Below are 24453 nucleotides of genomic sequence, written 5' to 3'. Positions count from 1 at the left end.
GTTGCAGGAGTCTCGGAAAAGCATGGAACTATCAGCCTACTGGCAAAGATTTGATAGGAATCAAGTTAAAAAATTGGGTGCAGGACTCGGTGCACCGATTGTCGTTCTGGCAATCATGGGCATGGTTATTCTACCCATGCCGCCATTTCTGCTCGATGTCTTGTTCAGTTTTAATATCGCACTTTCGCTGGTCATTATTCTGGTCTCTGTATTCACCAAGAAACCGGTCGATTTTGGTATTTTCCCGTTGGTACTTCTTATTGCAACCGTGTTGCGACTAGCGCTGAATGTCGCGTCCACCCGTGTTGTACTGCTGTACGGACACGAAGGCGGCGACGCCGCAGGAAAGGTGATTCAGGCGTTTGGTGAAGTGGTCATTGGCGGTAACTTTGCTGTAGGTGTGGTGGTGTTTGCTATCTTACTGATCATCAACTTTAAGGTGGTTACCGCGGGTGCCGGGCGTATTTCAGAAGTCAGTGCGCGATTCACTTTGGATGCCATGCCGGGCAAACAAATGGCGATTGATGCGGATCTGAACGCCGGTTACATTGATCAGGAGCAGGCACGCCAACGCCGGGAAGAAATCACTTCTGAAGCCGATTTTTACGGGTCGATGGATGGTGCTTCAAAATTCGTCAAAGGTGACGCCATTGCCGGTCTGTTTATCATGCTGATCAATATTGTCGGCGGCTTATTTATTGGTCTTATTCAGCATGATCTTTCGTTTGGTAATGCGCTTGAAGTGTATACCATTTTGACCATTGGGGATGGTCTGGTTGCTCAAATTCCTTCGCTATTACTATCCATTGCTACGGCCATTATTGTTACCCGCGAGAATGATTCGCAAGAGATGGGCCAAGAGCTCGACAAACAAGTTGCGAATCCAAAAGCGTTGTTTATTGCATCGGGTATTTTGTTTGTGATGGGTATTGTGCCTGGCATGCCACATATCGCTTTTCTTGGTTTCAGTGCGCTATTGGGCGGCTTTGGTTATATTCGAACTCAGGCGTTGAAAAAACAGGCAGAGCAACCCTCCGCTACTGAGTTAGCACCGAGTGAAACATCGCAACCCGCCGAAGTGAGAGAGTTGGGCTGGGATGATGTGCAACAGGTTGACACCATTGGATTGGAAGTCGGCTACCGCCTTATTCCGTTAGTTGACAAAGCTCAGGGCGGCGAGCTACTTACGCGTATTAAAGGCGTCAGAAAGAAACTGTCACAAGAGCTGGGCTTTTTGATCCCACCTGTTCATATTCGCGACAACCTCGACTTAAACCCGACGACTTATTCCATTTCGATGCTTGGGGTAACAGTTGGAGATGCCGATATCAATCATGACAGCGAACTCGCGATTAATCCTGGTCAGGTTTTCGGTAAACTGGACGGGAAGGCGACCAAAGATCCGGCGTTTGGTCTGGATGCCGTATGGATTAAACCCAGTCAGCGTGAACATGCGCAGACGCTAGGCTACACCGTAGTAGACACCGCCACTGTTGTTGCAACTCACCTAAGCCAGCTGTTAACGACCAATGCTTATCAGCTACTGGGACACGAAGAAACGCAGCAATTGTTAGACATGCTGGCGAAAAATAATCCTAAATTGATCGAAGGTTTAATCCCCGACATTTTATCGCTCAGCACAGTCGTTAAAGTGCTACGAACGTTGTTGTATGAAGGCGTTCCCATCCGCGATATGCGCACCATCGTGCAAACGTTGTCTGAATATGGGCCGAAGAGTCAAGATCCTGACGTATTGGTTTCCGCAGTGCGCATCGCGTTGAAACGTTTAATTATTCAAGAAATTAACAGCGGTGGAAAAGAGTTGCCTGTGATCACACTGGCCCCTGAACTTGAGCAGATGCTGCACAAGTCACTGCAGGCTGGTGGCGAGGACGGCGCAGGGATTGAACCGGGCCTGGCAGACCGCATTCAGCAATCTTTGAGCGAAGCCTCTCAAAAGCAAGAGTTAGCTGGTGAGCCGTCGGTCTTGCTGACGTCGGGCATGTTACGCCCCGTGCTGTCCCGTTTCCTTAAAAATGCAGTGGTTGGCCTTCACGTATTGGCCTACCAAGAAATTCCCGATGATAAACAGATTAGAATTGTTAGCGCGATTGGCCAGTAACGTGCGTATAACTTGGAGATTGAACCATGAAAATTAGACGCTTTTTCGGTAAAGATATGCGCGAAGCCTTAGGGCAAGTTAAAGATGAGCTGGGCAGCGACGCTGTGATCATGTCAACCCGAAAGCGCGATGGTGGGATTGAACTTGTTGCGGCCTATGATAAAGAGCCCGTCGTCAAAGCGGCTGTTGCTAAGCCTTCGACTAGCTCACCTGTGCGCAAGAAAGCCGTTCCGACATTAAGCGAAATCATTGGTGATGATGGACCGGACAGCTTGCGTGCGTTGTTGGACAAACAGCGCGAAGCCCAGGAGCAGCATCAACCTCGACCAGACGAGCCGGCGTTAGCGCCTGCGCCTGCTAAAGCAGAGCACAGTCGCGCGGGTCGCACACGCGCGTATGAAACGCCGGAGCCTGACATGTTATCGGCCGACCAGAGCGAACGCGAGGTGCCATTTTCTTCACAATTAAACGATATGCGCGCCGAACTTGCGTCGCTGCGCAATGTGTTATCCTTTCAAGTAGCAGGTCTCACGCAGCAGCAGTATCAAGTCAAAAACCCATTGCACAGTTATCTATTAGAACAACTTTTTGAAATGGGAATCGATAAAGCACTGGCACAGCAGTTAGTGAATTATTTGCCTTCAGAGGCCGATGAACGTCAGGCATGGTTAATGTTACTCAAGCTCATTGCTAATCGATTGCGGATTGAAGGTCAGAACCTATTAGCGCAATCAGGGGTTGTTGCCCTCGTGGGACCAACAGGCACGGGCAAGACGACTACGGTGGCTAAATTGGCCGCACGTTATGCGCAAAAATATGGCGCAGAGCACGTTGCCATGGTCACCATTGATACCTATCGTATTGCCGCGTTTGAACAACTGGCGACGTACGGGAAGATTATTGGCTGCACCGTCAAAAAAGCGCAAAGCGGGGAAGAGCTGGCTGATACACTGCACCAGTTGCGCCACAAGCGAATGATCCTGATTGATACCGCCGGTTTTTCACAACGAGACGCTCGCCTGATCGGGCAGTTAAATCAATTTCAGCACAACCGTAATGTTGCAGTAAAATACTATTTAGTGGCTCAGGCTAGTGCGCAATACGCCACCTTGAATGGGGCGATTTCAGCGTACGGAAAAATACCCTTGAGCGGTTGCATTCTCACCAAATTGGATGAGTGTTACTCATTGGGAGAGGCCTTAAGCGTGGCGATTAATCATAACCTGCCATTGAGCTTTGTGACTGACGGTCAAAAAGTTCCCGAGGATATTGCCTCCGCGAACGCAAAAAATCTTATTTCTCTTGCAGCAAGGCTTTATAAAAAGTACAAGTTGCACCATACTAGCAAAACAGTAGCGTCAGATTCAGCACGAGCAGTATGATTGAAGATCAGGCTAGCGGCTTACGAAAAATGAAACAGTCACGTTTAATTAAAGTCATTGCGGTGACGGGCGGTAAAGGCGGTGTGGGTAAAACCAACATCACGCTGAATACTGCTATCGCTATGGCTAAGCAGGGGCAACGGGTTTTGGTGCTCGATGCAGACCTTGGCTTGGCCAATGTGGATGTCATGTTGGGGTTACGGGTAGATAAAAACCTGTCTCATGTGTTATCCGGAGAATGTACTTTAGATGAAGTGTTGGTGACGGGGCCGCACGGCATCAAAATAGCGCCAGCAACCTCTGGTTCGCAATCCATGACAGAGCTTTCGCCCACCCAGCATGCTGGGCTCATTCGGGCATTCAGCGAGTTGCAAAGCCCGATCGATGTGCTTATCGTCGATACCGCAGCCGGCATTTCAGACATGGTGCTGAGTTTTTCTCGTGCCGCGCAAGACATCATGGTGGTTGTATGTGATGAACCGACATCGTTAACGGATGCCTATGCGTTGATCAAGCTTCTCAATCGTGAACACGGTGTATTTAAATTTAAAATTGTCGCCAACATGGTGCGCAATGCCCGTGAAGGGCAGGAATTATTTAGCAAGTTGTCTAAAGTGACCGGTCGCTTTCTTGATGTCGCCTTGGAGCTCGTCGCGACCGTTCCCTTCGATGAAAACATTCGCAAAGCGGTGCGTAAGCAACAGCCTATCGTAGACGCGTTTCCTGCATCGCCAGCGTCGACCGCCATTACAGAGTTAGCTAAAACGGCAAGCCATTGGCCGATACCCAATCAGCCGGGCGGGCATTTAGAGTTTTTCCTTGAACAGTTGCTTACCCGCAAGGCGGTAGGTGATAACGGGTGAATAGTAAGGTGGCAGCATACCAGCAAGCAGTCGATATGAACGCCATCGTTGAGCGCCACGCGTCGCTGGTGAAACGGATTGCGCACCATTTGATGGCCAGATTGCCTGCTAGCGTTATTGTCGATGATTTAATCCAGGCCGGTATGATCGGTTTATTAGAGGCCGCGAAAAATTTCGATGGCTCAAAAGGTGCCAGTTTTGAAACGTTTGCTGGCATCCGCATTCGCGGTTCCATGCTGGATGAAATTCGCAAAGGCGACTGGACACCGCGTTCAGTGCATAAAAATAGTCGCACAATCACCGAAGCGATTAATCAGGTCGAACGGGAAACGGGGCGGGATGCGCGTGATATAGATATCGCGGCGAAGCTCGATGTATCGCTGGATCAGTATCACCAGATGCTAAATGAGGTAAATGCGGGTAAACTCGTTGCCATCGAAGATTTGGGTGTGTCAGAAGATGTTATCGGTGATGAACAAACCAAGGGATCTGACACGCCATTTCAAGATTTAATGCAAGGCTCGTTTCAGAAAGCGCTGGCGCAGGCGATAACCACTTTACCGGAGCGCGAAGCAATTGTATTGTCGCTCTATTATGACGAAGAACTGAATTTGCGAGAAATTGGTGAAGTGCTTGAGGTCAGTGAATCTCGTGTTAGTCAGATCCACAGCCAAGCCATGCTTAAGTTAAAATCTCGCATGCAGTCATGGCAAATGACTGAATAGTAATAATAACAACAATTGATATGTTCCTCAGTGGAGGCTGTTTTGGATAAAAATATGAAAATTCTCGTTGTTGATGATTTTTCAACGATGAGACGCATCATAAAAAATCTGCTTAAAGACTTGGGTTTCACCAATATTCAGGAAGCAGATGATGGTAGTACTGCATTGCCAATGCTGCAGCAGGGCGACTTTGACTTTGTGGTCACTGACTGGAATATGCCAGGTATGCAGGGCATCGACCTCTTAAGAGCGATCCGCTCCGACGATGGTCTTAAGCACTTACCCGTTTTGATGGTCACCGCTGAAGCCAAGAAAGAGCAAATCGTCGCGGCTGCCCAAGCAGGCGTGAATGGCTACGTGGTTAAGCCTTTTACCGCAGCGACGCTGAAAGAAAAACTAGAAAAGATTTTCGAACGCTTAGGGTAATCCGTACAGTCAGTGATCGCTATCTGCTCCCCACCTAGCACTGCGGGATATGAGCAGAATAACAATGAGCGAACTGACGTGGTCGAGTGACTGACAAAGGGGACACTGGATGAGTGATACTTCCAACGTGCCAATATCGCTAGAAGAAGCAAAACAGCTTGTCGAATATTTAGAGGCGGGCGATAACGAGTCTGCAAAAGCGCTCCTTGAAGTAGCATCAATGAAGGAGTCTATTGAACTGTTTGCGGAGGTCGGCAAACTAACCCGTCAATTGCATGATTCGTTAAATAGCTTTCAGATTGATGAACGTATCAAAGGGCTTGCGAGTGACGAAATTCCTGATGCGCAATCTCGTCTTTTGTATGTGATTGAAGAAACAGAAAAAGCGGCCAACACCACCATGGACGCCGTTGAATCCAGCATGCCTCTCGCCGAGTCGCTCAATGAGCGGATCGCAAAAATACTTCCCGAGTGGAAGAAGCTGATGACGCGCCAAATTGAGGTGGGTGAGTTTAAAGCCCTCTGTTTGGAGCTAGATAAGTTATTAGAAGATGCATCAGCGGATTCTGCAAAGTTAAATTCATTACTGACTGAAGTGTTGATGGCGCAGGGGTATCAGGACTTGACGGGTCAGGTGATCCGCCGCGTCATAGAGCTTGTCAAGGAGGTTGAAGACAGCTTGGTGCATATGCTCACGGCATTTGGCGATAGAGATACATCGCATAAAGCTCAAAAAATCGAGAAAAAGACCGATACAGTGACTGCAGAGGGTCCAATCATCGATGCTGATCAACGAGATGATGTGGTAAGCGGGCAAGATGATGTCGATGACCTGCTGTCTAGCTTAGGGTTTTAGGAGAGCATATTAATGGCGTTCGATGTAGACGAGGAAATATTGCAGGACTTCTTAGTGGAAGCTGGGGAGATACTGGAGCAATTACAAGAACAACTCGTTGATCTGGAAAATAATCCGGAAGATGCGGATCTACTCAACGCTATTTTTCGCGGGTATCATACCGTTAAAGGCGGCGCGGGCTTCTTATCGTTAACTGAGTTGGTTGATATATGCCATGGCGCTGAAAACGTGTTCGACGTCATGCGTAATGGTCAGCGTTCTCTTACCCCCGAACTCATGGACGTCATTCTTCAGGCAACCGATGTTGTCGTAGAAATGTTTGACCGCGTCAAAGCCAGAGAGCCACTTGAACCCGCCTCACCTGAATTGATTGATATTCTACACAAACTCAGCAAACCCGAAACGCCCGATGAAAATATCTTTGACGCCGTTGAGTCAGAGAGTGTCGACACGGTTGCGGATGATCCTGCAGAAGAGATTGAATTTGCCGTTGAAGAAACCGTAGACGCGCCAGCCGAAACGCCGGCAGCCTCAACAGAGGGCGACATCGACGAAATTACTGACGATGAGTTTGAAGCGTTGCTCGATGAATTGCACGGTGATGGTGGTGGCCCAACCGCAGCAAAAGCACCTGAAAAAGCAGCGCCAAAGGCGACGCAAGCGCCAGCCCAAGGCGATGACGATATCAGCGACGATGAGTTTGAAGCGTTATTGGATCAGTTGCACGGCAAAGGCCAGTTTGCCGCTGCCAAAGAAGAAAAGCCAGCGGAGCCTACCAGCAAGCCGGCAGCGTCAAGTGCGGAAAGCGATGAAATTACCGACGACGAATTTGAGTCGTTACTGGATCAACTGCATGGCCAGGGGCAAGGACCTGCGGCGAAAGCACCGCAAAAATCAGAGCCACCTAAACCGCCTGTCGATAAGTCACCCGCCAAGCCAGCCGACAAGCCTGCAGCCGCAGCGAAAGCGCCGGCCGCTAAATCGGAACCAGCGAAACCCGCAGCAGCACCAGCTAAAGCCGAGGCGAAACCGGCAACGCCAGTTAAGAAGGAAGATAAAAAAGCCTCTCCTGCGCCTCCCCAGGCTGAGACTACCGTTCGCGTAGACACTAAACGACTTGACCAAATCATGAACATGGTGGGTGAGCTGGTGTTGGTGCGCAACCGTTTGCTGAGCTTAGGTATTGACGTGAACGATGAGAGCATGACTAAAGCGATTGCTAATCTCGATGTCGTTACCGGCGATTTGCAGGGCGCTGTGATGAAAACGCGCATGCAACCTATCAAGAAGGTCTTTGGACGTTTCCCGCGGGTTGTACGTGACCTGGCGCGTACGTTGAAAAAAGAAATTACGCTTGAACTTGAGGGCGAAGAAACTGACTTAGACAAAAATCTGGTTGAGGCGCTGGCGGATCCGTTAGTGCATTTGGTGAGAAACTCAGTCGATCATGGGATTGAAATGCCGGGTGATCGCCAAGCGGCCGGTAAACCGAGAATGGGAACCGTGAAATTGTCGGCGTCACAGGAAGGTGACCATATCTTGTTGACCATTGAAGACGATGGTAAGGGAATGGATCCCGAAAAGCTTAAGGAGATTGCCATTAGTCGAGGCGTACTCGATGCTGATGCGGCAGCCCGCATGTCAGACGTTGAAGCCTTCAATCTCATTTTTGCGCCAGGTTTCTCGACCAAGACCGAAATCAGTGAAGTGTCAGGCCGTGGTGTCGGCATGGACGTGGTTAAAACCAAAATTAACCAGTTGAACGGTTCTGTCAGTATTGATTCTCAGATGGGGCGTGGAACGCGCTTAGATATTAAAGTGCCTCTGACACTCGCCATATTGCCTACGTTGATGATTATTGTTGGAAAACAAACTTTCGCGCTACCACTCGGGGCGGTTAACGAAATCATCAATATGGATATTACGAAGACCAATACCGTGGATAGTCAGTTGACCATGATCGTGCGCTCGAAAGCCATCCCCTTGTTTTATTTGGGTGAATGGTTGCAACGCAACGACAAGCAACCTGTGCAAAAAGACAAGGGCCATGTTGTCGTCGTTCAAATTGGTACCCAGCAGATCGGTTTCGTGGTTGACGCGCTTATCGGCCAAGAGGAGGTTGTGATTAAACCACTGGATGCGCTGTTACAGGGCACCCCAGGCATGGCCGGTGCAACCATTACCTCTGACGGCGGCATCGCGTTGATACTGGATGTTCCGGGGTTGCTTAAGCGTTATGCGCGCAAAGCGCTGAAAAAATAGTATAGCCTCGCGGCGCAGCGCATGGCGATCAGCCATGCGTGTCATTGGATGGTAGGCATACATGTCATTTAAAGTGTTAGTGGTCGACGATTCATCGTTTTATCGTCGCCGAGTCAAAGAAATTCTTAATCAAGACCCTCTGCTCGAGGTTGTAGCAGAGGCGAGCAACGGTGAAATGGCGTTGTCTCGCATTGCTAGCCACAGGCCCGATGTTGTCACCATGGACGTTGAAATGCCGATTATGGATGGCATTACTGCGGTTCGCCGCATCATGTCGGCGCATCCTGTGCCCATTCTTATGTTTTCGTCATTAACACACGATGGTGCGAAGGCCACATTAGAAGCGTTGGATGCGGGGGCGCTGGATTTTCTGCCTAAGAATTTTGAGGACATCGCTAAAAACCGGCAAGAAGCCACCCTGGTGTTGCGTAATAAAGTACGCGCCATTGCAGTACGCAAAACGGCGCAGAAGCCCACTCAGAAATTTTTCCGGTCATCCTCTGTACTGACTGGGCGTAAACCCACCGAAACAGACACAGTGGTGGAAACGGCACCTACGTATGCCAGTGGAAAGCGCTATAAATTACTTGCCATTGGTGCCTCAACGGGCGGCCCTGTCGCGTTGCAGAAAGTGCTGCAGCCCATCCCGGCTTCGTATCCATACCCCATTGTGATTGTGCAGCACATGCCAGGCACATTTACTGAAGCCTTCGCAGAACGACTCAATAGCCTGTGTGCCATTCAGGTAAAAGAAGCACAAACGGGCGATGTGCTAAAGCCAGGGCATGCCTATGTTGCACCCGGCGGTAAACAAATGCGTGTCGACGGAACATCCAACAATGCGCGACTGACTATATTAGACACGGTAGCCGGGCCTGAGCAAATGTATAAACCGTCGGTTGATGTTACCTTCAGTAGTATTGCCAAAGTGTATATGGGCGATGTGCTGGGTATTATCTTAACGGGCATGGGCGCTGATGGCCGTGATGGCTGTAGTGAGTTAAAACAGCGCGGCTCAGTGGTATGGGCGCAGGATGAAAAGAGTAGTGTGGTTTACGGTATGCCTCAGGCCGTAACCGTCGCGAAAATAGCTCAGCGAAGCCTACCTTTAGATTCAATTGCATCCAGCATTCTGACTGAAATGAAAGGGTAGAACGCGATGCATATCTGGACTATTGCCAATCAAAAAGGGGGCGTGGGTAAAACAACCACAACGGTCTCGCTAGGCGGTATTCTGGCACAGCAAAACAAACGTGTGTTATTGATTGACACCGATCCTCATGCGTCACTGAGCTACTATTTTGGTATCGATTCAGAAGAATTAACTAAAAGCACCTACGATATTTTTGTTTCACCAATGGCGTCCCGCAGTGAACTGTTGCTTGATTGTCTTTGTCCTACCAAGCTTGATACCTTATTTGTGTTACCGGCGACGATGAATTTAGCCACATTAGATCGTAAACTAGGTGCTCAAAGTGGCATGGGCCTGGTGTTAACAAAAGCACTAAAAGCAGTGGAGAACGAATTTGATTATGTGTTGATTGACTGCCCACCCGTGTTAGGTGTATTGATGGTGAATGCCTTGGCGGCATGCAATAAGATTCTCGTGCCGGTGCAAACTGAGTTTTTAGCGTTGAAGGGGTTGGATCGCATGATGCACACGCTGGAAATCATGAGTAAATCGCTGAACAAGCAGTTCGATGCATTGATTGTGCCTACCATGTTTGATAAACGAGTGAATGCCGCGCTGGATGCCTATAAGAGTCTGCGCAGCGACTATGGAGACAAAACATGGAAAAGTACTATTCCAGTTGATACACGTTTTCGCGAGGCCAGCCAGGCACAAACACCCATATCGCTTTTTGCCCCGCGCTCACGAGGCGCCTATGCATACACAAAATTGTTAACGTCGTTGAGGTAGTTTTCAGGCTATGTCGAGAAGTAAAAGTTTCGCTAAAGAAGAAGTCATGCAGGAGTATCTGGACGATTTGCTGGTCGATACTGCAGACCCCTTAGCGGCCACGGAACGCGTTGCAAAGCTGCTTGAAAAGGCTACGGTGGTTGAACAGGCTGTTGATGTGCCCGTGCAAAAGTCTCCTGTTGAGCCTGCGCCACCACTTCGCGAACCTCAAGTATCGCCTGCCATTGAAAAGCATCGCTCGCTCGACGAGATTAAAGATGCTGTGGCCGAGGCCGAAACAGAGTTAAGTGATGCGACGGGGAGTCAACCGCAGTCATTATTGGCTGATCGCGTTTCGGGAAGGTTTCAGGCTTTGTTTTTTGAAGTTGCTGGCTTAACCATGGCGGTTCCACTGATTGACTTGGGAGGCATACACCAGATTGATAAGATTGGCCCGCTTTTCGGCAAACCCGATTGGTTTATGGGCGTGATGTTGCATCGCGATGAAAAAATCAATGTTGTGAATTCGGCGAAATGGGTCATGCCGGAAAAATACACGCAAAAGCTGGAAGAAAAGCTACACTATCAGTACATTATCATGTTAGCTGATAGCCCATGGGGCTTCGCGAGTGATAAACTAATCAATACTGTTGAACTGAACAAAAGCGATGTAAAGTGGCGTCAGTCAGACGGTAAGCGACCGTGGTTAGCTGGTATGGTAAAAGAACGTATGTGTGCTTTAATTGACGTTTATCAACTGACTTCGTTGTTAAATGCTGGGTTAAACAGTAATCAAAAATAGTACCGTCTCTGTTGGGAGCAAGTGGATGAGTGAAAAAATTACGAACAGCAACACTGTAGTCGACAGCAACGACGAGGTTTTACAGTGGGTCACCTATCGTTTGGGTGAAGAAACCTACGGTATCAACGTCATGCAGGTGCAGGAAGTGTTACGCCACACGGAAATCGCTCCGGTTCCCGGTGCGCCTGATTACGTACTCGGTATTATCAATCTGCGCGGTAATGTTGTTACCGTGATTGATACGCGGGCACGGTTTGGGCTGCCGCCTACGGAAATTACAGACAATACCCGCATCGTGATCATTGAATCAGACGAACAAGTGGTCGGGATTTTAGTCGATAGTGTTGCAGAGGTTGTTTACCTGCGTTCATCAGAAATTGACAGTGCGCCAAATGTTGGAACAGAAGAAAGCGCGAAGTTTATTCAGGGTGTCAGTAATCGCGATGGCGAGCTGCTAATTCTGGTTGATCTCAATAAGCTATTGTCTGATGAAGAGTGGGATGAGATCACCAATATTTAAATGGTGTTTTACGCTTGTTGGCTGAATGGTTGGTTTATATAGCATTGGCAGTCAGTGTGTTAGCGCTATTGCTGATATCAGGGTTGGCTTTGCGACTGCGAAGCCGTCAGCATGCATTGGCAGAAGCCCTCAACGACCTTGATCATCGCCTCAGTGAGCATGTGCGAAACGCAACGCAAACTCATGACACGTTGTTACGCCAGCTACGCCAACAGCGACTGGAGCAGTCTGAAGTGCACCAACATATCAATCATCAGATCGATTCACTGACCAACCAGTACCAAGCTATCGAGCAATCGGTGCGCGATATCCAGCTACACGACCCTGAGATAAAACTGTATCAGCAAGCCAAACAAATGGTGGCTGCTGGTGCATCGGTTGATGAGGTGGTTGAAACCTGTGGCATTCCCAGAGCCGAAGCGGAATTATTGCGCTCATTGCAAACCGCGCGTTAAGCATAGGGTAAAATCACCGGAATGGATTGCCTTATTTACGGCTCAATAACAAGGATGCCTATCAAGTGAACAAGCAGTGACTACAACGAAGCAAGCCATTCTCTTTCTAGCCGTTTTTTTCGCCTTTGTCGCTATCAGTTTTCAGCTGTATCAGTTTTGGCTACTCAAAGAAACTCAGTTTATTGAGCTGGACGAACAGCTGGATGAAATATCCGGCATTGAGTTTGATAAGCGTGGCAACTTATGGGCAATCAACGACGGGGGCGACAAACCGCGCCTCTATCAGATTGACTCAGACGGCAAAGTGTCGCGGACGATTGACATCGAGAATGCCAAAAACTGGGACTGGGAAGACATGACCCAGAACGATTTTGGTCACTTTTTTATCGGGGACTTCGGTAACAACAGCAAAGATAGAGAATGGATGACGATTTATAAAATCGAGAATCCGATCGATATCAAGAGTGCGTCAACTCGCGCAGAAGTGATCAAGTTTACTTACCCCGACTTTGACGATCAGGATAGCAGCGACCATTTTGCTGACGCTCACTATGACATTGAAGCCTTTGTTTATTTCAAGCGAAGACTGTATCTGTTTACTAAGAACCGAAGTTTACCCTTTGATGGCAAAACGCGGCTCTATCGTATTGGCGACCATGCGGCTAATTTCAAAGCCGAGTTCATTGGTGAGTTCTCCAGTTGCTCTACCTTACGAGAATTGTGTTGGATCACGTCTGCAGCCTTAAGTCCCGATCGATCTAAACTGGTGTTACTGGGCTCTGATCGGTTGTGGTTGTTTGAAGATTGGGAAGGAGATAATTTTTTTTCAGGGCAGATTTATCAGATCGACCTTGGCTTAGTCACGCAAAAGGAAGCGGTCACATTCAAAAATGACACGACGGTGATTTTTACCGATGAGATATTCAATGGGATTGGCGGTAACGGCTATGAAATTAATCTCAATTCGGCGACAAGAAAGCGCTTCACTGTGAACTAATGATTACGTCTAAACGTTTAGCCGTCTAGACGTAAATGTTGACAAATTCGTCGGTTAAGGCACACTGCTCGTAAATTAACTCACGAAGAGCGCACTATGCCTATCCGGATCCCAAGCGACCTGCCAGCCCAAGATATCCTGCAACGCGAGAATATCTTTGCTATGGATGACAAACGCGCTGCGGAGCAGGATATCCGTCCGCTCGAAGTGGGCATACTCAACTTAATGCCAAATAAGATTGAAACCGAAGTTCAGTTGCTGCGCTTGTTGTCCAATACACCGCTTCAAATCAACGTCGATCTGATCCGTATTGATTCTCAGGTATCGCGCAATACACCCGAACAACATATGCAATCCTTCTATCACCAGTTTGATGACGTTGCCCACAAACGCTACGATGGCTTAATAGTTACGGGGGCACCGTTGGCCCATTTGGATTATCAGGATGTGAAGTACTGGGACCGTATGACGCGCGTAATGGATTGGGCAAAACGCCACGTGCAGTCTACCTTGTTTCTCTGTTGGGCAGCGCACGCCGCGATGTTCCACTACTTCGGACTACAACGGACACTCAGACAAGATAAGCTTTGTGGGGTGTATTCTCACGATGTCTTGCAACCCACCAATGAGCTGGTACGCGGTTTCGATCCGGTGTTTTTCGCACCTCACTCACGTTTTGGTGAAATTGACTCAGCGGATTATGAGGCCATTGATGGACTTCACGTGCTCGCCAAGTCGCCTCAGGCAGGCGCATATGCCATCGCCTCTGACGACAAGCGCATGGTGTTTGTGACCGGCCATCCGGAATATGATGAGGATACTTTACAACAGGAGTTTCTGCGCGATCAGGAAGCCGGGTTGGAGCCACGCATTCCGGATAATTATTTTCTGAATGACGATCCCAGCAATGTGCTGATGATCCAATGGCGCAGTCATGGTAATTTGTTGTTTACCAATTGGCTCAATTACTTTGTGTATCAAACCACGCCCTACAATCTTGACGATCTGCGTGCTTAATGAATAAGGCATTTATCAATACCATGACACAATCGTTTATTTCACTGACTGAGAGCGCTCAGCAGCGCATCTTAATCTTAGATGGTGCAATGGGTACCATGATCCAGCGGTATTCACTGAGCGAGCAAGATTATCGGGGTGACGCGTTTAAAGAGTGGCATTGTGACGTGAAAGGCAACAACGATTTGCTCGCCATTACTCAGCCTGACATCATCGCTGCCATTCATGCCGAGTATTTCGCGGCGGGCGCAGACATTATCGAAACCAATACATTTAATGCCACAACGATCGCAATGGCTGACTATGATATGCAAACGATCGCTAAGGAGATTAATCTCGTTGCAGCGCAATTGGCGCGTAAAGTGGCTGACGAATTTACCGCAAAGACACCCGATAAACCGCGCTATGTGGCTGGCGTTTTAGGCCCGACAAACCGCACTGCATCAATTTCGCCGGACGTGAACGATCCAGCGAAGCGGAATGTGACTTTTGATCAGCTCGTCGAGGCCTATGTCGAATCCACGGAAGCTTTGCTGGAGGGCGGCGTTGATCTTATCTTGATTGAAACCGTGTTCGATACCCTAAATGCAAAGGCCGCAGCCTTTGCGGTTCAACAGGTGTTTGACGCGCGCGGTGACGAAGTTCCGGTGATGATATCAGGTACCATTACTGATGCCTCAGGACGAACCCTGTCGGGTCAAACCGCAGAAGCGTTCTATTACTCCTTGCGACACATAAAGCCGTTCTCATTCGGATTAAATTGTGCGCTAGGGCCAGATTTGCTGCGTCAGTACGTCGCGGAAATTGCCCAGATAAGTGAATGTCTCGTTTCGGCTCACCCCAATGCAGGCTTGCCCAATGAGTTTGGCGAGTATGATATGGAACCTGACGAGATGGCAGCTCACATTGCCGAATGGGCTTCATCCGGGTTGGTTAATATTGTCGGTGGATGTTGCGGAAGTACACCCGAGCACATTCGCGCCATCGCTGACGTCGTGCAGGGTGTTACGCCACGGGCTTTGCCAACCATAGACGTAAAAATGCGTCTCTCCGGTCTCGAACCCTTCGTCCACTAGGAAGCTGTTAATGTCAGAGCAATTCTCAACCTTTATCAACATTGGTGAACGTACAAATGTGACCGGTTCAGCGGTATTTAAACGGCTTATTCTTAACGGCGATTTTGAAGCCGCCCTCGACGTAGCGCGTCAGCAAGTAGACAACGGCGCGCAAATTATCGACATCAACATGGATGAAGCGATGCTCGACTCCGAAGCTGCGATGGTGCAGTTTTTGAATCTTATTGCATCAGAGCCCGATATATCTCGCGTGCCGATTATGATCGATTCGTCAAAGTGGTCTGTGATTGAAGCCGGTCTTAAGTGCATTCAGGGAAAGGCCATTGTCAATTCAATCAGTCTTAAAGAGGGTGAAGAGCCGTTTATTCATCAGGCGAAGCTACTTAAGGCTTACGGTGCGGCGACAGTCGTTATGGCCTTTGATGAAGTTGGGCAAGCCGATACAGAAGATCGAAAAGTAGAAATCTGCACACGCAGTTATGAGATTTTGACCAAGGTCGTTGGGTTTCCGCCAGAAGACATCATTTTTGACCCCAATATTTTCGCGGTTGCCACGGGTATTGAGGAACACAATAATTACGCGGTGGACTTTATTGAAGCCACGCGGCGCATACGGCAAACGCTGCCTCACGTGCATGTTTCCGGTGGTTTATCTAATATTTCGTTTTCATTTCGCGGCAATAACCCGGTGCGCGAGGCAATGCATTCTGTGTTTTTGTATTACGCCATTCGAGCGGGGATGGATATGGGGATCGTCAACGCTGGGCAACTGGAAGTTTACGATGAAATCCCGTTGGAGTTACGTGATGCAGTAGAAGATGTCATTCTCAATCGTAAAGATGATGCCACTGACCGGCTGCTTGAACTTGCGCCCAAATATCAGGGCGGCGGCAAAGTGGCCGCAGCGGAAGATCTCTCATGGCGCGAATGGGATGTGAAACAACGCCTAGAGCATTCGCTGGTTAAAGGGTTAACAGATTACATTATCGAAGATACCGAAGAAGCCCGCCTTGCGGCCGAGCGACCACTGCACGTGATTGAAGGGCCGTTAATGGACGGTATGAACGTGGTCGGCGATTTATTTGGTGAAGGGAAGATGTTTTTGCCGCAGGTGGTTAAATCGGCACGTGTAATGAAAAAAGCCGTGGCACACCTACAGCCCTTTATTGAAGCTGAGAAAGATGGCGTTAAATCCAGCAACGGCAAGATCCTCATGGCCACCGTGAAAGGTGATGTTCATGATATTGGTAAGAATATTGTCGGCGTGGTGTTGCAGTGTAACAATTTTGAGGTGATCGACATGGGGGTAATGGTGCCCTGCGCTAAAATTCTGGAAGAAGCTAAAGCGCAAAATGTCGACATGATTGGTTTGTCAGGTCTCATAACTCCCTCATTAGACGAAATGGTTTATGTTGCCAAAGAAATGCAGCGTCTTGGGTTTACTATTCCGGTGCTTATTGGTGGAGCGACGACATCCAAAGCACACACGGCAGTTAAAATAGAGCAGCATTATGACGGTCCCGTTGTGTACGTTCCCAACGCCAGTCGGGCAGTTGGTGTTTGCCAGAAATTGATAAGTGATGAGTTTCGCCCGGCCTATGTTGCACAATTGGCCAAAGAGTATGATGTTGTGCGTGATCAGCACAGCCGAAAGAAGCCCCGTACTCGCCCCGTATCTTTGGCGCAGGCACGCGAGAATCACGTCACAATTGACTGGTCAGCCTACCAGCCGCCGAAACCCCAGCAGCTTGGCGTTCAGAGTGTGTCGGCCAGCATTGAATTACTGCGTCAATATATTGATTGGACACCGTTTTTTATGACGTGGTCACTGGCCGGCAAATATCCACGCATTCTCAACGATGAAGTGGTGGGCGAAGAAGCTAAAAAGTTATTCGCAGATGCCAATGCCATGTTGGATGAGCTGGCAAGCCAACAAACGTTGACACCAGCCGGTGTGGTGGGCTTGTTCCCGGCGAATACACAGGGTGACGATATCCTGATTTATACTGATGACTCGCGCCAAAAGGTGCGACTGACCGCCCACCACTTGCGTCAGCAAACCGAAAAAAAGGGTAAACCCAATTATTGCCTCAGCGACTACATTGCACCTCAAAGCAGCGATAAGGCAGATTATATCGGCGCTTTTGCTGTGACCGCCGGCGTTGAGGAAGATGCGCTGTCTGATGCGTTTAAGCACGCAGGCGACGATTACAATGCTATTATGGTGAAAGCCGTCTCGGACAGACTGGCTGAGGCATTTGCAGAGTATTTGCACGAAAAAGTGCGAACTGAACTATGGGGCTTTGCGCCTGACGAGCAACTGGATAACGACGCCCTTATTGCTGAGAAGTATCAGGGCATTCGACCTGCCCCCGGCTACGCAGCGTGTCCTGAACACACCGAAAAGCAACCCATCTGGGATCTACTGGAGGTTGAAAAACACACCGGCATGCAACTGACTGAGAGTTACGCAATGTGGCCAGGAGCTTCTGTGTCTGGCTGGTATTTTTCTCATCCTGAATCACGCTATTTTGCCGTGGCCAAAATCCAACCTGATCAGGTTGAGGACTACGCCGCTCGTAAAGGGTGGAGTGTCGATGAAGCTGAGAAATGGCTGATGCCGAATTTAAGTGATTGAGCCGGTCATGACTAAACCCTTTAGCCAAGCGTGTGAGAACAATAAACAGTTTATTGCTGACGTTTTACAGAGCGAGTTTAATGCAGCAACCCGTGTATTAGAAATTGGCTCCGGCACGGGGCAGCACGCGGTGCATTTAGCCAAACATCTTCCCCACCTCGCGTGGCAAACATCTGATCAACCCCAATATCATCAAGGGATTAATCTTTGGATTGACGAATATCCCTGGCCTAATCTTAAACGCCCGATTGCTTTTCAGGTTGGCAAGGACGACTGGCCGAAAGGTCAATTTGACGCTGTGTTTAGCGCAAATACCGCACACATTATGCAGCGTAGTGAAGTCCAGCTTATGATGCAGCTCATCCAACAACATTTACCGGCCAACGGGGTATTCTGTCAGTACGGGCCATTTACTGAAAATGGCAAATTTAACAGTCAAAGTAACGCAGATTTTCATCGGCATTTAGTGGCCGAAGGGTATGGCGGTTACCGTGACATCACTGAATTGCAACAATGGGGCAAATTATTGACATTGATTGATAGGATAACAATGCCAGCAAATAATCTGTTACTTATTTGGAAAAAGCAAAAGACGCAGGAATAAAGGTAATTTCCTGATTTTTTAGGTTGCGATTGTTTCCCCTCCGCTTGTGTGTATTCACGCTTAACGGCAGGGCAAACAAGAAACCTCACAAATATGGACCAGACTTATTTGAAGCGGCCTCCACATTACTTCGATTTAAACACAGAAAAATACGCCGATACTTTCCAACAGAGCGCTCAATTCGTCCTATTTGAGCCAACTCGGATCGATTAGCCTTTTGTGCAGAATGTCTATAAGGAGTGTGTCGTGGCGTCGCCAAGAATCTCTGTGTTGAAGTCTTTTTTGTTCACCTTACCTGTCATGTTCTTCCTGAGCGGGTTGCTGGCCTGTAGCAATCAATCAATGACATGGACACGTGTGGATAGCGACCATCAGCCTCGCCACGAGGCAGGTATGCTGACGCACAAGAATCAGATTGTCCTTCTGGGCGGTAGAGGTGAGCGAGCAATCGAAGTATTTAATGCCCAAACAGGATTGTGGGAAAAGCAAATCACACCAGCGCTTGAATTGCATCACTTTCAACCTGTCAGCCTGAATGATGACATCTACATCATTGGTGCGCTTACGGGGCCATGGCCAAAAGAAAATACCGTGGACACTGTGCTTTCTTATAACGGGGAGTCAAAAACGTTAAGTTCACGCCACCCCATACCATCTTCCCGGGCGCGCGGCTCAGCCGGCGTTGTAGTATTTCAGGGTGAATTGTACATGCTTGGAGGACTCACGAACGGGCATTTAGGTGGCAGTGTTAACTGGTTTGATAAATACAATCCTTATACAGGCCAATGGACGCAGTTGCCCGATGCTCCACATGCGAGAGATCACTTTCAGGCAGTGGTCGTGAAGAACAAACTCTATGCTGCAGGTGGACGACAAACCTCTCATTCAACGGGTAACGGATTGTCGCAAACGCAGTCGCGCATTGACGTGTATGACTTTGCGACACACACATGGTCAACTCTGGCAGACTCAGCGAATATTCCTATCCCACGTGCCGGAAATTCTGCGATTGCTTTAGGCACTGATATCGTGCTGGCAGGTGGTGAGTCTGTAGCGCAGAAACAGGCTCACAATGAAGTGAGTATATTTAATACACAAATCAATCAGTGGCGAGACGGTCCTGATTTGGCTCACGGCAGACACGGTACAGGATTCGGTGTGTTAGATGATTATCTTTACACGGTCTCGGGCAGCGGCAATGCAGGCGGTGAGCCCGAGCTGGACACCTACGAGAAAATCCCATTGGCGGCGTTGAGGACAACTAACGACATTCAATCGACCAAAAACACATTGATTTCATTTGGCGAGGTTATTCGCGTCGATATCAATGGCCCGACAGTTTCTGAAACGGACAGGGTAAATCCATTCACTGACTATGTCATGCAAACTGTGTTTACTCACCAAGATGGCAGCGAAGTTGTGGTTCAAGGCTTCTTCGCGGCAGACGGAAATGCGGCAAATTCCAGTGCCTCACGGGGCGACATCTGGCGAACCCTATTTACACCTCAGAAAAAAGGCATCTGGCAGTATCACGCCAAATTGTTTAGTGGTAGCGATGTTGTGTTTGCTGGCGACAAATTAGCCTCGATAGAGCCTGTATCAAGCGCAGATGGCGCTGTGGAGGTGGGAGAGGCCATTCCCAATGGCGATTTTTTTGCTGCTAATGGTCAGGTGCAGGTGAGAAATGGCTATTTTTACTTCCCTCATACCGAAAAATACTGGGTCAAGGTGGGTGCAAATAGCCCAGAAAACTTTTTGGCGTTTCACGAAATTGACGGTACCTATCGCCATTCGCAACAGGCTCGTGACGGGGAAGCAAAAGCGCCCGACTTTATTCACGAGTTCGAAGCGCATCTACAAGATTACGAGCATGGCGATCCACTGTGGCAAGGGACTAAGGGCAAAGGCATTATGGGTTCCATCAATTATTTGTCCGCGATGGGGATGCAATCGCAATATTTTTTGACGATGAATATCAACGGTGATGGTCGCGATGTTTGGCCTTATATTGACCACGAGGCGTTGGAACGGTTTGACGTTAGTAAACTGGCCCAATGGGACATGGTTTTCCAACACTTAAATAACCGCAATATGCTGATCCACGCGGTGACACAGGAAACAGAAAACGAACTCTTTCTGGACGGCGGCAATACCGCACGGTTGCGCAAATTGTATTATCGCGAATTGATCGCACGATTTGGTTATCACAATGGGTTGATATGGAATTTAGGTGAGGAAAATGGTCCCGCTGATTGGTCGCCAGAAGGGCAGAACTCAGCGCAGCGCATTGCAATGTCGGCGTATTTTGCGCAACACGATCCGCACCACAACCCGATTTTTTTGCACACTATGCCAAGCCCAAGTGACAAGGACAATATTCTTCCGCCACTTTACGCAAGTGAGCTACACGGTATGTCTTTCCAAATCGACAATCGCGAAGAGGTGCACGAACAAATCGTAAAATGGCGTAAGCAATCCAAACAGAACGGTAGTCATGGCGGTGAGGGGTGGGCGATCACCATGGATGAAATTGGTATGTGGGACACCGGAGCAAAAATAGACGCTAATGATCCTACTCACGATTCATTGCGACGCCACGCGCTATGGGGGGCGTTAATGGCAGGTGCGACCGGTGTTGAATGGTATTTTGGCGCACATCAGCCTCACAATGATCTATCTTCTGAAGATTTTCGACAAAGAGAAAACCTGTGGAAGCAAACAAAAGTCGCCGCGGACTTTTTCAACGAACTACCGCTGGCGACTCTCCAGCCCGTTCCAACCCAAAATGGATTGTATAAGGCGATTGGCAAAAATTTCGGCCTGATTTATTACACTGTAGAGCAGGCTTCAGGCAAAACCGTAAAGGCAATCATCCCCGCTGAAACAGATACACTAGTCTGGATTGACCCAATTAACGGTGAAAAAATAATGACCCAGATTGGAGCCGGCAAGTCAGATAACAATGATGTACTTGGCCAATCACTCACAGTTCCCGACAAGTTAGCCAACAAGGATGTGGTGCTTTTCCTGCAAAGCCAACAGACGGATTAGCGAATACAAAAAAATGATAATTTAGTGATAAATTCACAATCAGGTTTTAATCTGACTGAGAGCGCTTCAATTTTCGCTTGTAGGGCTCCATAAAGTGCAGCAGTACAAAGCCGATTAAACTCAGTACGATGGCTATTTCGTAGCGCTGATAAGCCACTGACACGCCGATTGCGCCTGTTAACCAAATGCCTGCTGCCGTTGCCGTGCCGTGCGTGGTGCCGGATTCCTTAATGATCGACCCTCCACCAATAAAACCAATCCCCGTGATGACACCATACATGACTCTGGCTTGCGCCTCTGGGTCCTGATACACATCATTGGCAACCAGCATAAATGCCGCCGTAGACACCGCCACTAGTGGAAACGTTCGTAAACCCGCACCTTCAGATTTTAATTCCCGATCAAAGGCAATCGGCAGTGTCAGGGCAAACGCAATACCGAGTTGATACAAATGATACCAAATTAGCTGAAAATCGACCGAAAACTCTGTTTCCAATGGCAACTCCTTTTACACAAACGGGATCAAGTGGATAAGATGTGGCTGTCAATTTAGCGTAGATTAGCGCAAGTTAAAAGCGTCTGCGCAGGTGGGAATGCACAGCGTGGATCACTAAAAGTCAGGGTGCCAGAGGTTAATCTAGCACCCTTTGTCGCCGTTATTTACCAAATACGGACACGATCTTCTGGTGCAAGGTACAGCGCATCGCCAGGCTGAACGTTAAACGCTTCGTACCACGCATCATGGTTACGTGGTGCTAGCGCTCGGTAACGACCCGGCGCATGTGTTCCGCCGCGTAGTTGATTTAGCATGCTTTCTTCGGTGCGTTTTTCCTTCCATACCTGCGCCCATGCCAAAAAGAATCGCTGGTCGCCTGTTGTTCCGTCGATCACTGGCGCTTCTTTGCCGTCAAGGCTCAACTGATAAGCGTGGTAAGCCATGGCAAGCCCGCCGACATCACCGATGTTCTCGCCTAAGCTGTTTTGACCATTGACAAAGTTACCTTCGATTGGCTCATATGCACTGTACTGCGCAATCAGTTGCTGGGTTTTCTGTTCGAACGCGGCGCGATCTTCATCAGTCCACCAATTTCGCTGAATACCCTCAGCATCAGATTTTGAGCCCTGATCGTCGAAGCCATGACCCATTTCATGCCCGATAACGGCACCAATGGCACCATAGTTCACGGCAGGATCAGCATTCGGATCGAAGAAGGGCGGTTGCAGAATAGCCGCAGGGAAAACAATTTCGTTGAAGCTACTGTTGTAGTATGCATTGACACGCTGCGGCGCCATACCCCAACGATTGCGGTCGGTTTTCTTTAACTCGTCTTCCACTTGCTTGGCTTGGAAGAAGGCCCGAATGTTTTGTACATTGGCTACCAAATCGTCACGGGTAATCGTTAAGCCGGTAAAGTCTTCCCATACATCAGGGTAACCAATTTTAGGGTTAAAGGCCGCAAGTTTTGCTTGTGCGTTCTTTTTGGTTTCTTCGCCCATCCAGTCGAGGTTTTCGATTCGCTCGCCTAGCGCTGTGCGAAGATTTTCAACCAATTCGGCCATTTGTGTTTTGGAACTTTCCGGGAAGTAGCGGTCAACATAAACCTTGCCTATCGCAAAGCCAAGCGACTCGGTGCCAGACATTTGTGACACCGCGCGCTTCCAACGATCACGCGGCTCTTGCTGACCATTCAACGTTTTTCCGTAAAAATCAAAGTTTGCCGTATAGATATCATCCGATAACAAATCAGCATTGTTACTCACTGTGTGGTAGCGCATATATGCCTTCCAATCAGCCAGCGGAACGGAATTGATCAGCGCAATCACGTCGTTGATTGGCTCAGGCTGCGTGACGTTTAAGTTAGGGACTTTAAAACCACTGGGCTCGAAAAACGTGTCCCAATCGAAGCCAGGGTATTGCTGATCCAACTGTTCACGCTCGATTTGATTTAGCGTCAGATCGCGATTACGGCGTTTTTCACGCGGCCACTGAATTTCAGCGATCTGAGTCTCTAGCGCTAAAATCGCTTCAGCAGCTTGCGCCGGATCTTCGCTATCTGTGAAGCTCAGCATCTCGGTAATATGATTTTTGTACGCTTCGCGGATGGTGACGAAGCGTTCGTCATCGCTGAGGTAATAGTCGCGATCCGGTAATCCTAAACCGCCCACACCCACGCTTAACTGATACGCATTTGGGTCCAGTCGATCGTACCAGAGCCCACCCCATATTGGGGTGATACTGTCGGTCAACCAAGCTCTACCAAATTCTTTCGTGAGTGCTTGCACGCTATCGATAGCCGCTATAGCGTCAAGCGTTGGCTGGATCGGTGCTACGCCCTTGGCATTGAGTGTTTCTGTGTCCATGTAACTGTGGTAAAAGTCAGCAATGAGCTTTGCTTCACCGTCGAGATCCGTTGCTGTGTTTAAATCATCAATGATCGTCTTAACGCGGTCTTCACTGCGTTCAGCTAATGCGGTAAATGCACCAAATCGTGTTTTGTCTGCGGGCATTTCATAATTGTCATACCATGTGCCACTGGCATACATAAAGAAATCATCACCTGGTTTAACACTTTCATTGCGTGCGCTTAGGTCGACGCCAAAGGTTCCTAATTCAGGTTTAGCGTCTGCCACTGGTGCCGCTGCGGATGTATCCGTTTGTTGAGTGGACGTTTCAGGTGTGCAGGCTGCTAAGCCAAGTGCACTGATCAAAGCAAGTGCGATTACTGATTTTTTCATAAATTTCCTATCGGGTTTCTA

Annotated in this window: 20 protein-coding genes; 18 read left to right on the top strand and 2 right to left on the bottom strand. The window is 48.7% G+C overall.

Annotated features, from left to right (window positions below):
• The first annotated feature begins 22 nt into the window (after nt 1-22).
• The 18 genes from flhA (at nt 23) to KIU71_RS00565 (ending at nt 21696) form a co-directional block, all read left to right on the top strand.
• The gene (flhA, locus tag KIU71_RS00650; protein ID WP_214129163.1) at nt 23-2122 is read left to right on the top strand and encodes a flagellar biosynthesis protein FlhA; all 2100 of its coding nucleotides are present in this window, start codon (nt 23-25) and stop codon (nt 2120-2122) included.
• 26 nt (nt 2123-2148) lie between these two features.
• The gene (gene flhF / locus KIU71_RS00645) at nt 2149-3504 is read left to right on the top strand and encodes a flagellar biosynthesis protein FlhF (protein WP_214129162.1); all 1356 of its coding nucleotides are present in this window, start codon (nt 2149-2151) and stop codon (nt 3502-3504) included.
• Nucleotides 3501-4367, top strand: a complete 867-nt coding sequence (locus KIU71_RS00640; protein WP_214129161.1) for a MinD/ParA family protein — start codon at nt 3501-3503, stop codon at nt 4365-4367. The genes flhF and KIU71_RS00640 overlap by 4 nt, the downstream gene beginning before the upstream one ends.
• The gene (locus tag KIU71_RS00635; protein ID WP_214129160.1) at nt 4364-5092 is read left to right on the top strand and encodes an RNA polymerase sigma factor FliA; all 729 of its coding nucleotides are present in this window, start codon (nt 4364-4366) and stop codon (nt 5090-5092) included. The genes KIU71_RS00640 and KIU71_RS00635 overlap by 4 nt, the downstream gene beginning before the upstream one ends.
• A gap of 42 nt (nt 5093-5134) precedes the next feature.
• Complete coding sequence (gene cheY / locus KIU71_RS00630) at nt 5135-5518, top strand: chemotaxis response regulator CheY (protein ID WP_100642107.1); 384 nt, start codon at nt 5135-5137, stop codon at nt 5516-5518.
• Nucleotides 5519-5627: 109 nt separating this feature from the next.
• On the top strand, nt 5628-6374 hold the full coding sequence (locus tag KIU71_RS00625; RefSeq protein ID WP_214129159.1) for a protein phosphatase CheZ: 747 nt from the start codon (nt 5628-5630) through the stop codon (nt 6372-6374).
• A 12-nt stretch (nt 6375-6386) separates the two neighbouring features.
• The gene (locus tag KIU71_RS00620; protein ID WP_214129158.1) at nt 6387-8636 is read left to right on the top strand and encodes a chemotaxis protein CheA; all 2250 of its coding nucleotides are present in this window, start codon (nt 6387-6389) and stop codon (nt 8634-8636) included.
• A gap of 61 nt (nt 8637-8697) precedes the next feature.
• Nucleotides 8698-9789, top strand: coding sequence for a protein-glutamate methylesterase/protein-glutamine glutaminase (locus KIU71_RS00615; protein WP_214129157.1), 1092 nt, complete (start codon nt 8698-8700; stop codon nt 9787-9789).
• Nucleotides 9790-9795: 6 nt separating this feature from the next.
• Nucleotides 9796-10557: a ParA family protein gene (locus tag KIU71_RS00610; protein WP_214129156.1), complete on the top strand. Its 762-nt coding sequence runs from the start codon at nt 9796-9798 to the stop codon at nt 10555-10557.
• Between the two features lie 10 nt (nt 10558-10567).
• A complete protein-coding gene (locus tag KIU71_RS00605) occupies nt 10568-11338 on the top strand; it encodes a chemotaxis protein CheW (RefSeq protein WP_214129155.1) in 771 nt (256 codons plus the stop codon).
• Nucleotides 11339-11363: 25 nt separating this feature from the next.
• Nucleotides 11364-11858 carry a chemotaxis protein CheW gene (locus KIU71_RS00600; protein WP_214129154.1) on the top strand — a complete coding sequence of 165 codons (495 nt, stop codon included), beginning with the start codon at nt 11364-11366 and terminating at the stop codon, nt 11856-11858.
• Between the two features lie 17 nt (nt 11859-11875).
• On the top strand, nt 11876-12313 hold the full coding sequence (locus tag KIU71_RS00595; RefSeq protein WP_214129153.1) for a DUF2802 domain-containing protein: 438 nt from the start codon (nt 11876-11878) through the stop codon (nt 12311-12313).
• A 76-nt stretch (nt 12314-12389) separates the two neighbouring features.
• On the top strand, nt 12390-13310 hold the full coding sequence (locus KIU71_RS00590) for a hypothetical protein (RefSeq protein ID WP_214129152.1): 921 nt from the start codon (nt 12390-12392) through the stop codon (nt 13308-13310).
• A 96-nt stretch (nt 13311-13406) separates the two neighbouring features.
• A complete protein-coding gene (gene metA / locus KIU71_RS00585) occupies nt 13407-14327 on the top strand; it encodes a homoserine O-acetyltransferase MetA (RefSeq protein ID WP_214129150.1) in 921 nt (306 codons plus the stop codon).
• The gene (locus tag KIU71_RS00580; protein ID WP_390881750.1) at nt 14327-15403 is read left to right on the top strand and encodes a homocysteine S-methyltransferase family protein; all 1077 of its coding nucleotides are present in this window, start codon (nt 14327-14329) and stop codon (nt 15401-15403) included. The genes metA and KIU71_RS00580 overlap by 1 nt, the downstream gene beginning before the upstream one ends.
• A gap of 10 nt (nt 15404-15413) precedes the next feature.
• Nucleotides 15414-18041 carry a methionine synthase gene (metH, locus tag KIU71_RS00575; protein WP_214129149.1) on the top strand — a complete coding sequence of 876 codons (2628 nt, stop codon included), beginning with the start codon at nt 15414-15416 and terminating at the stop codon, nt 18039-18041.
• Between the two features lie 7 nt (nt 18042-18048).
• Entirely contained in the window at nt 18049-18645 is a 597-nt protein-coding gene (locus tag KIU71_RS00570; protein ID WP_214129148.1) for a DUF938 domain-containing protein, read from the top strand.
• Nucleotides 18646-18891: 246 nt separating this feature from the next.
• On the top strand, nt 18892-21696 hold the full coding sequence (locus KIU71_RS00565; RefSeq protein ID WP_214129147.1) for a Kelch repeat-containing protein: 2805 nt from the start codon (nt 18892-18894) through the stop codon (nt 21694-21696).
• A gap of 46 nt (nt 21697-21742) precedes the next feature.
• On the opposite strand, the gene KIU71_RS00560 is transcribed toward KIU71_RS00565, so the two are convergent.
• Nucleotides 21743-22192 (bottom strand): MgtC/SapB family protein, encoded by a 450-nt coding sequence (locus tag KIU71_RS00560; protein ID WP_214129146.1) that lies wholly within the window; start codon nt 22190-22192, stop codon nt 21743-21745.
• Nucleotides 22193-22356: 164 nt separating this feature from the next.
• The gene (locus KIU71_RS00555; protein ID WP_214129145.1) at nt 22357-24432 is read right to left on the bottom strand and encodes a M13 family metallopeptidase; all 2076 of its coding nucleotides are present in this window, start codon (nt 24430-24432) and stop codon (nt 22357-22359) included.
• Between the last annotated feature and the right edge of the window lie 21 nt (nt 24433-24453).

This window comes from Alteromonas oceanisediminis (assembly GCF_018474025.1).
Lineage (GTDB): Bacteria > Pseudomonadota > Gammaproteobacteria > Enterobacterales > Alteromonadaceae > Alteromonas_E > Alteromonas_E oceanisediminis.
This window is presented reverse-complemented; position numbering and strand designations above follow the sequence as displayed.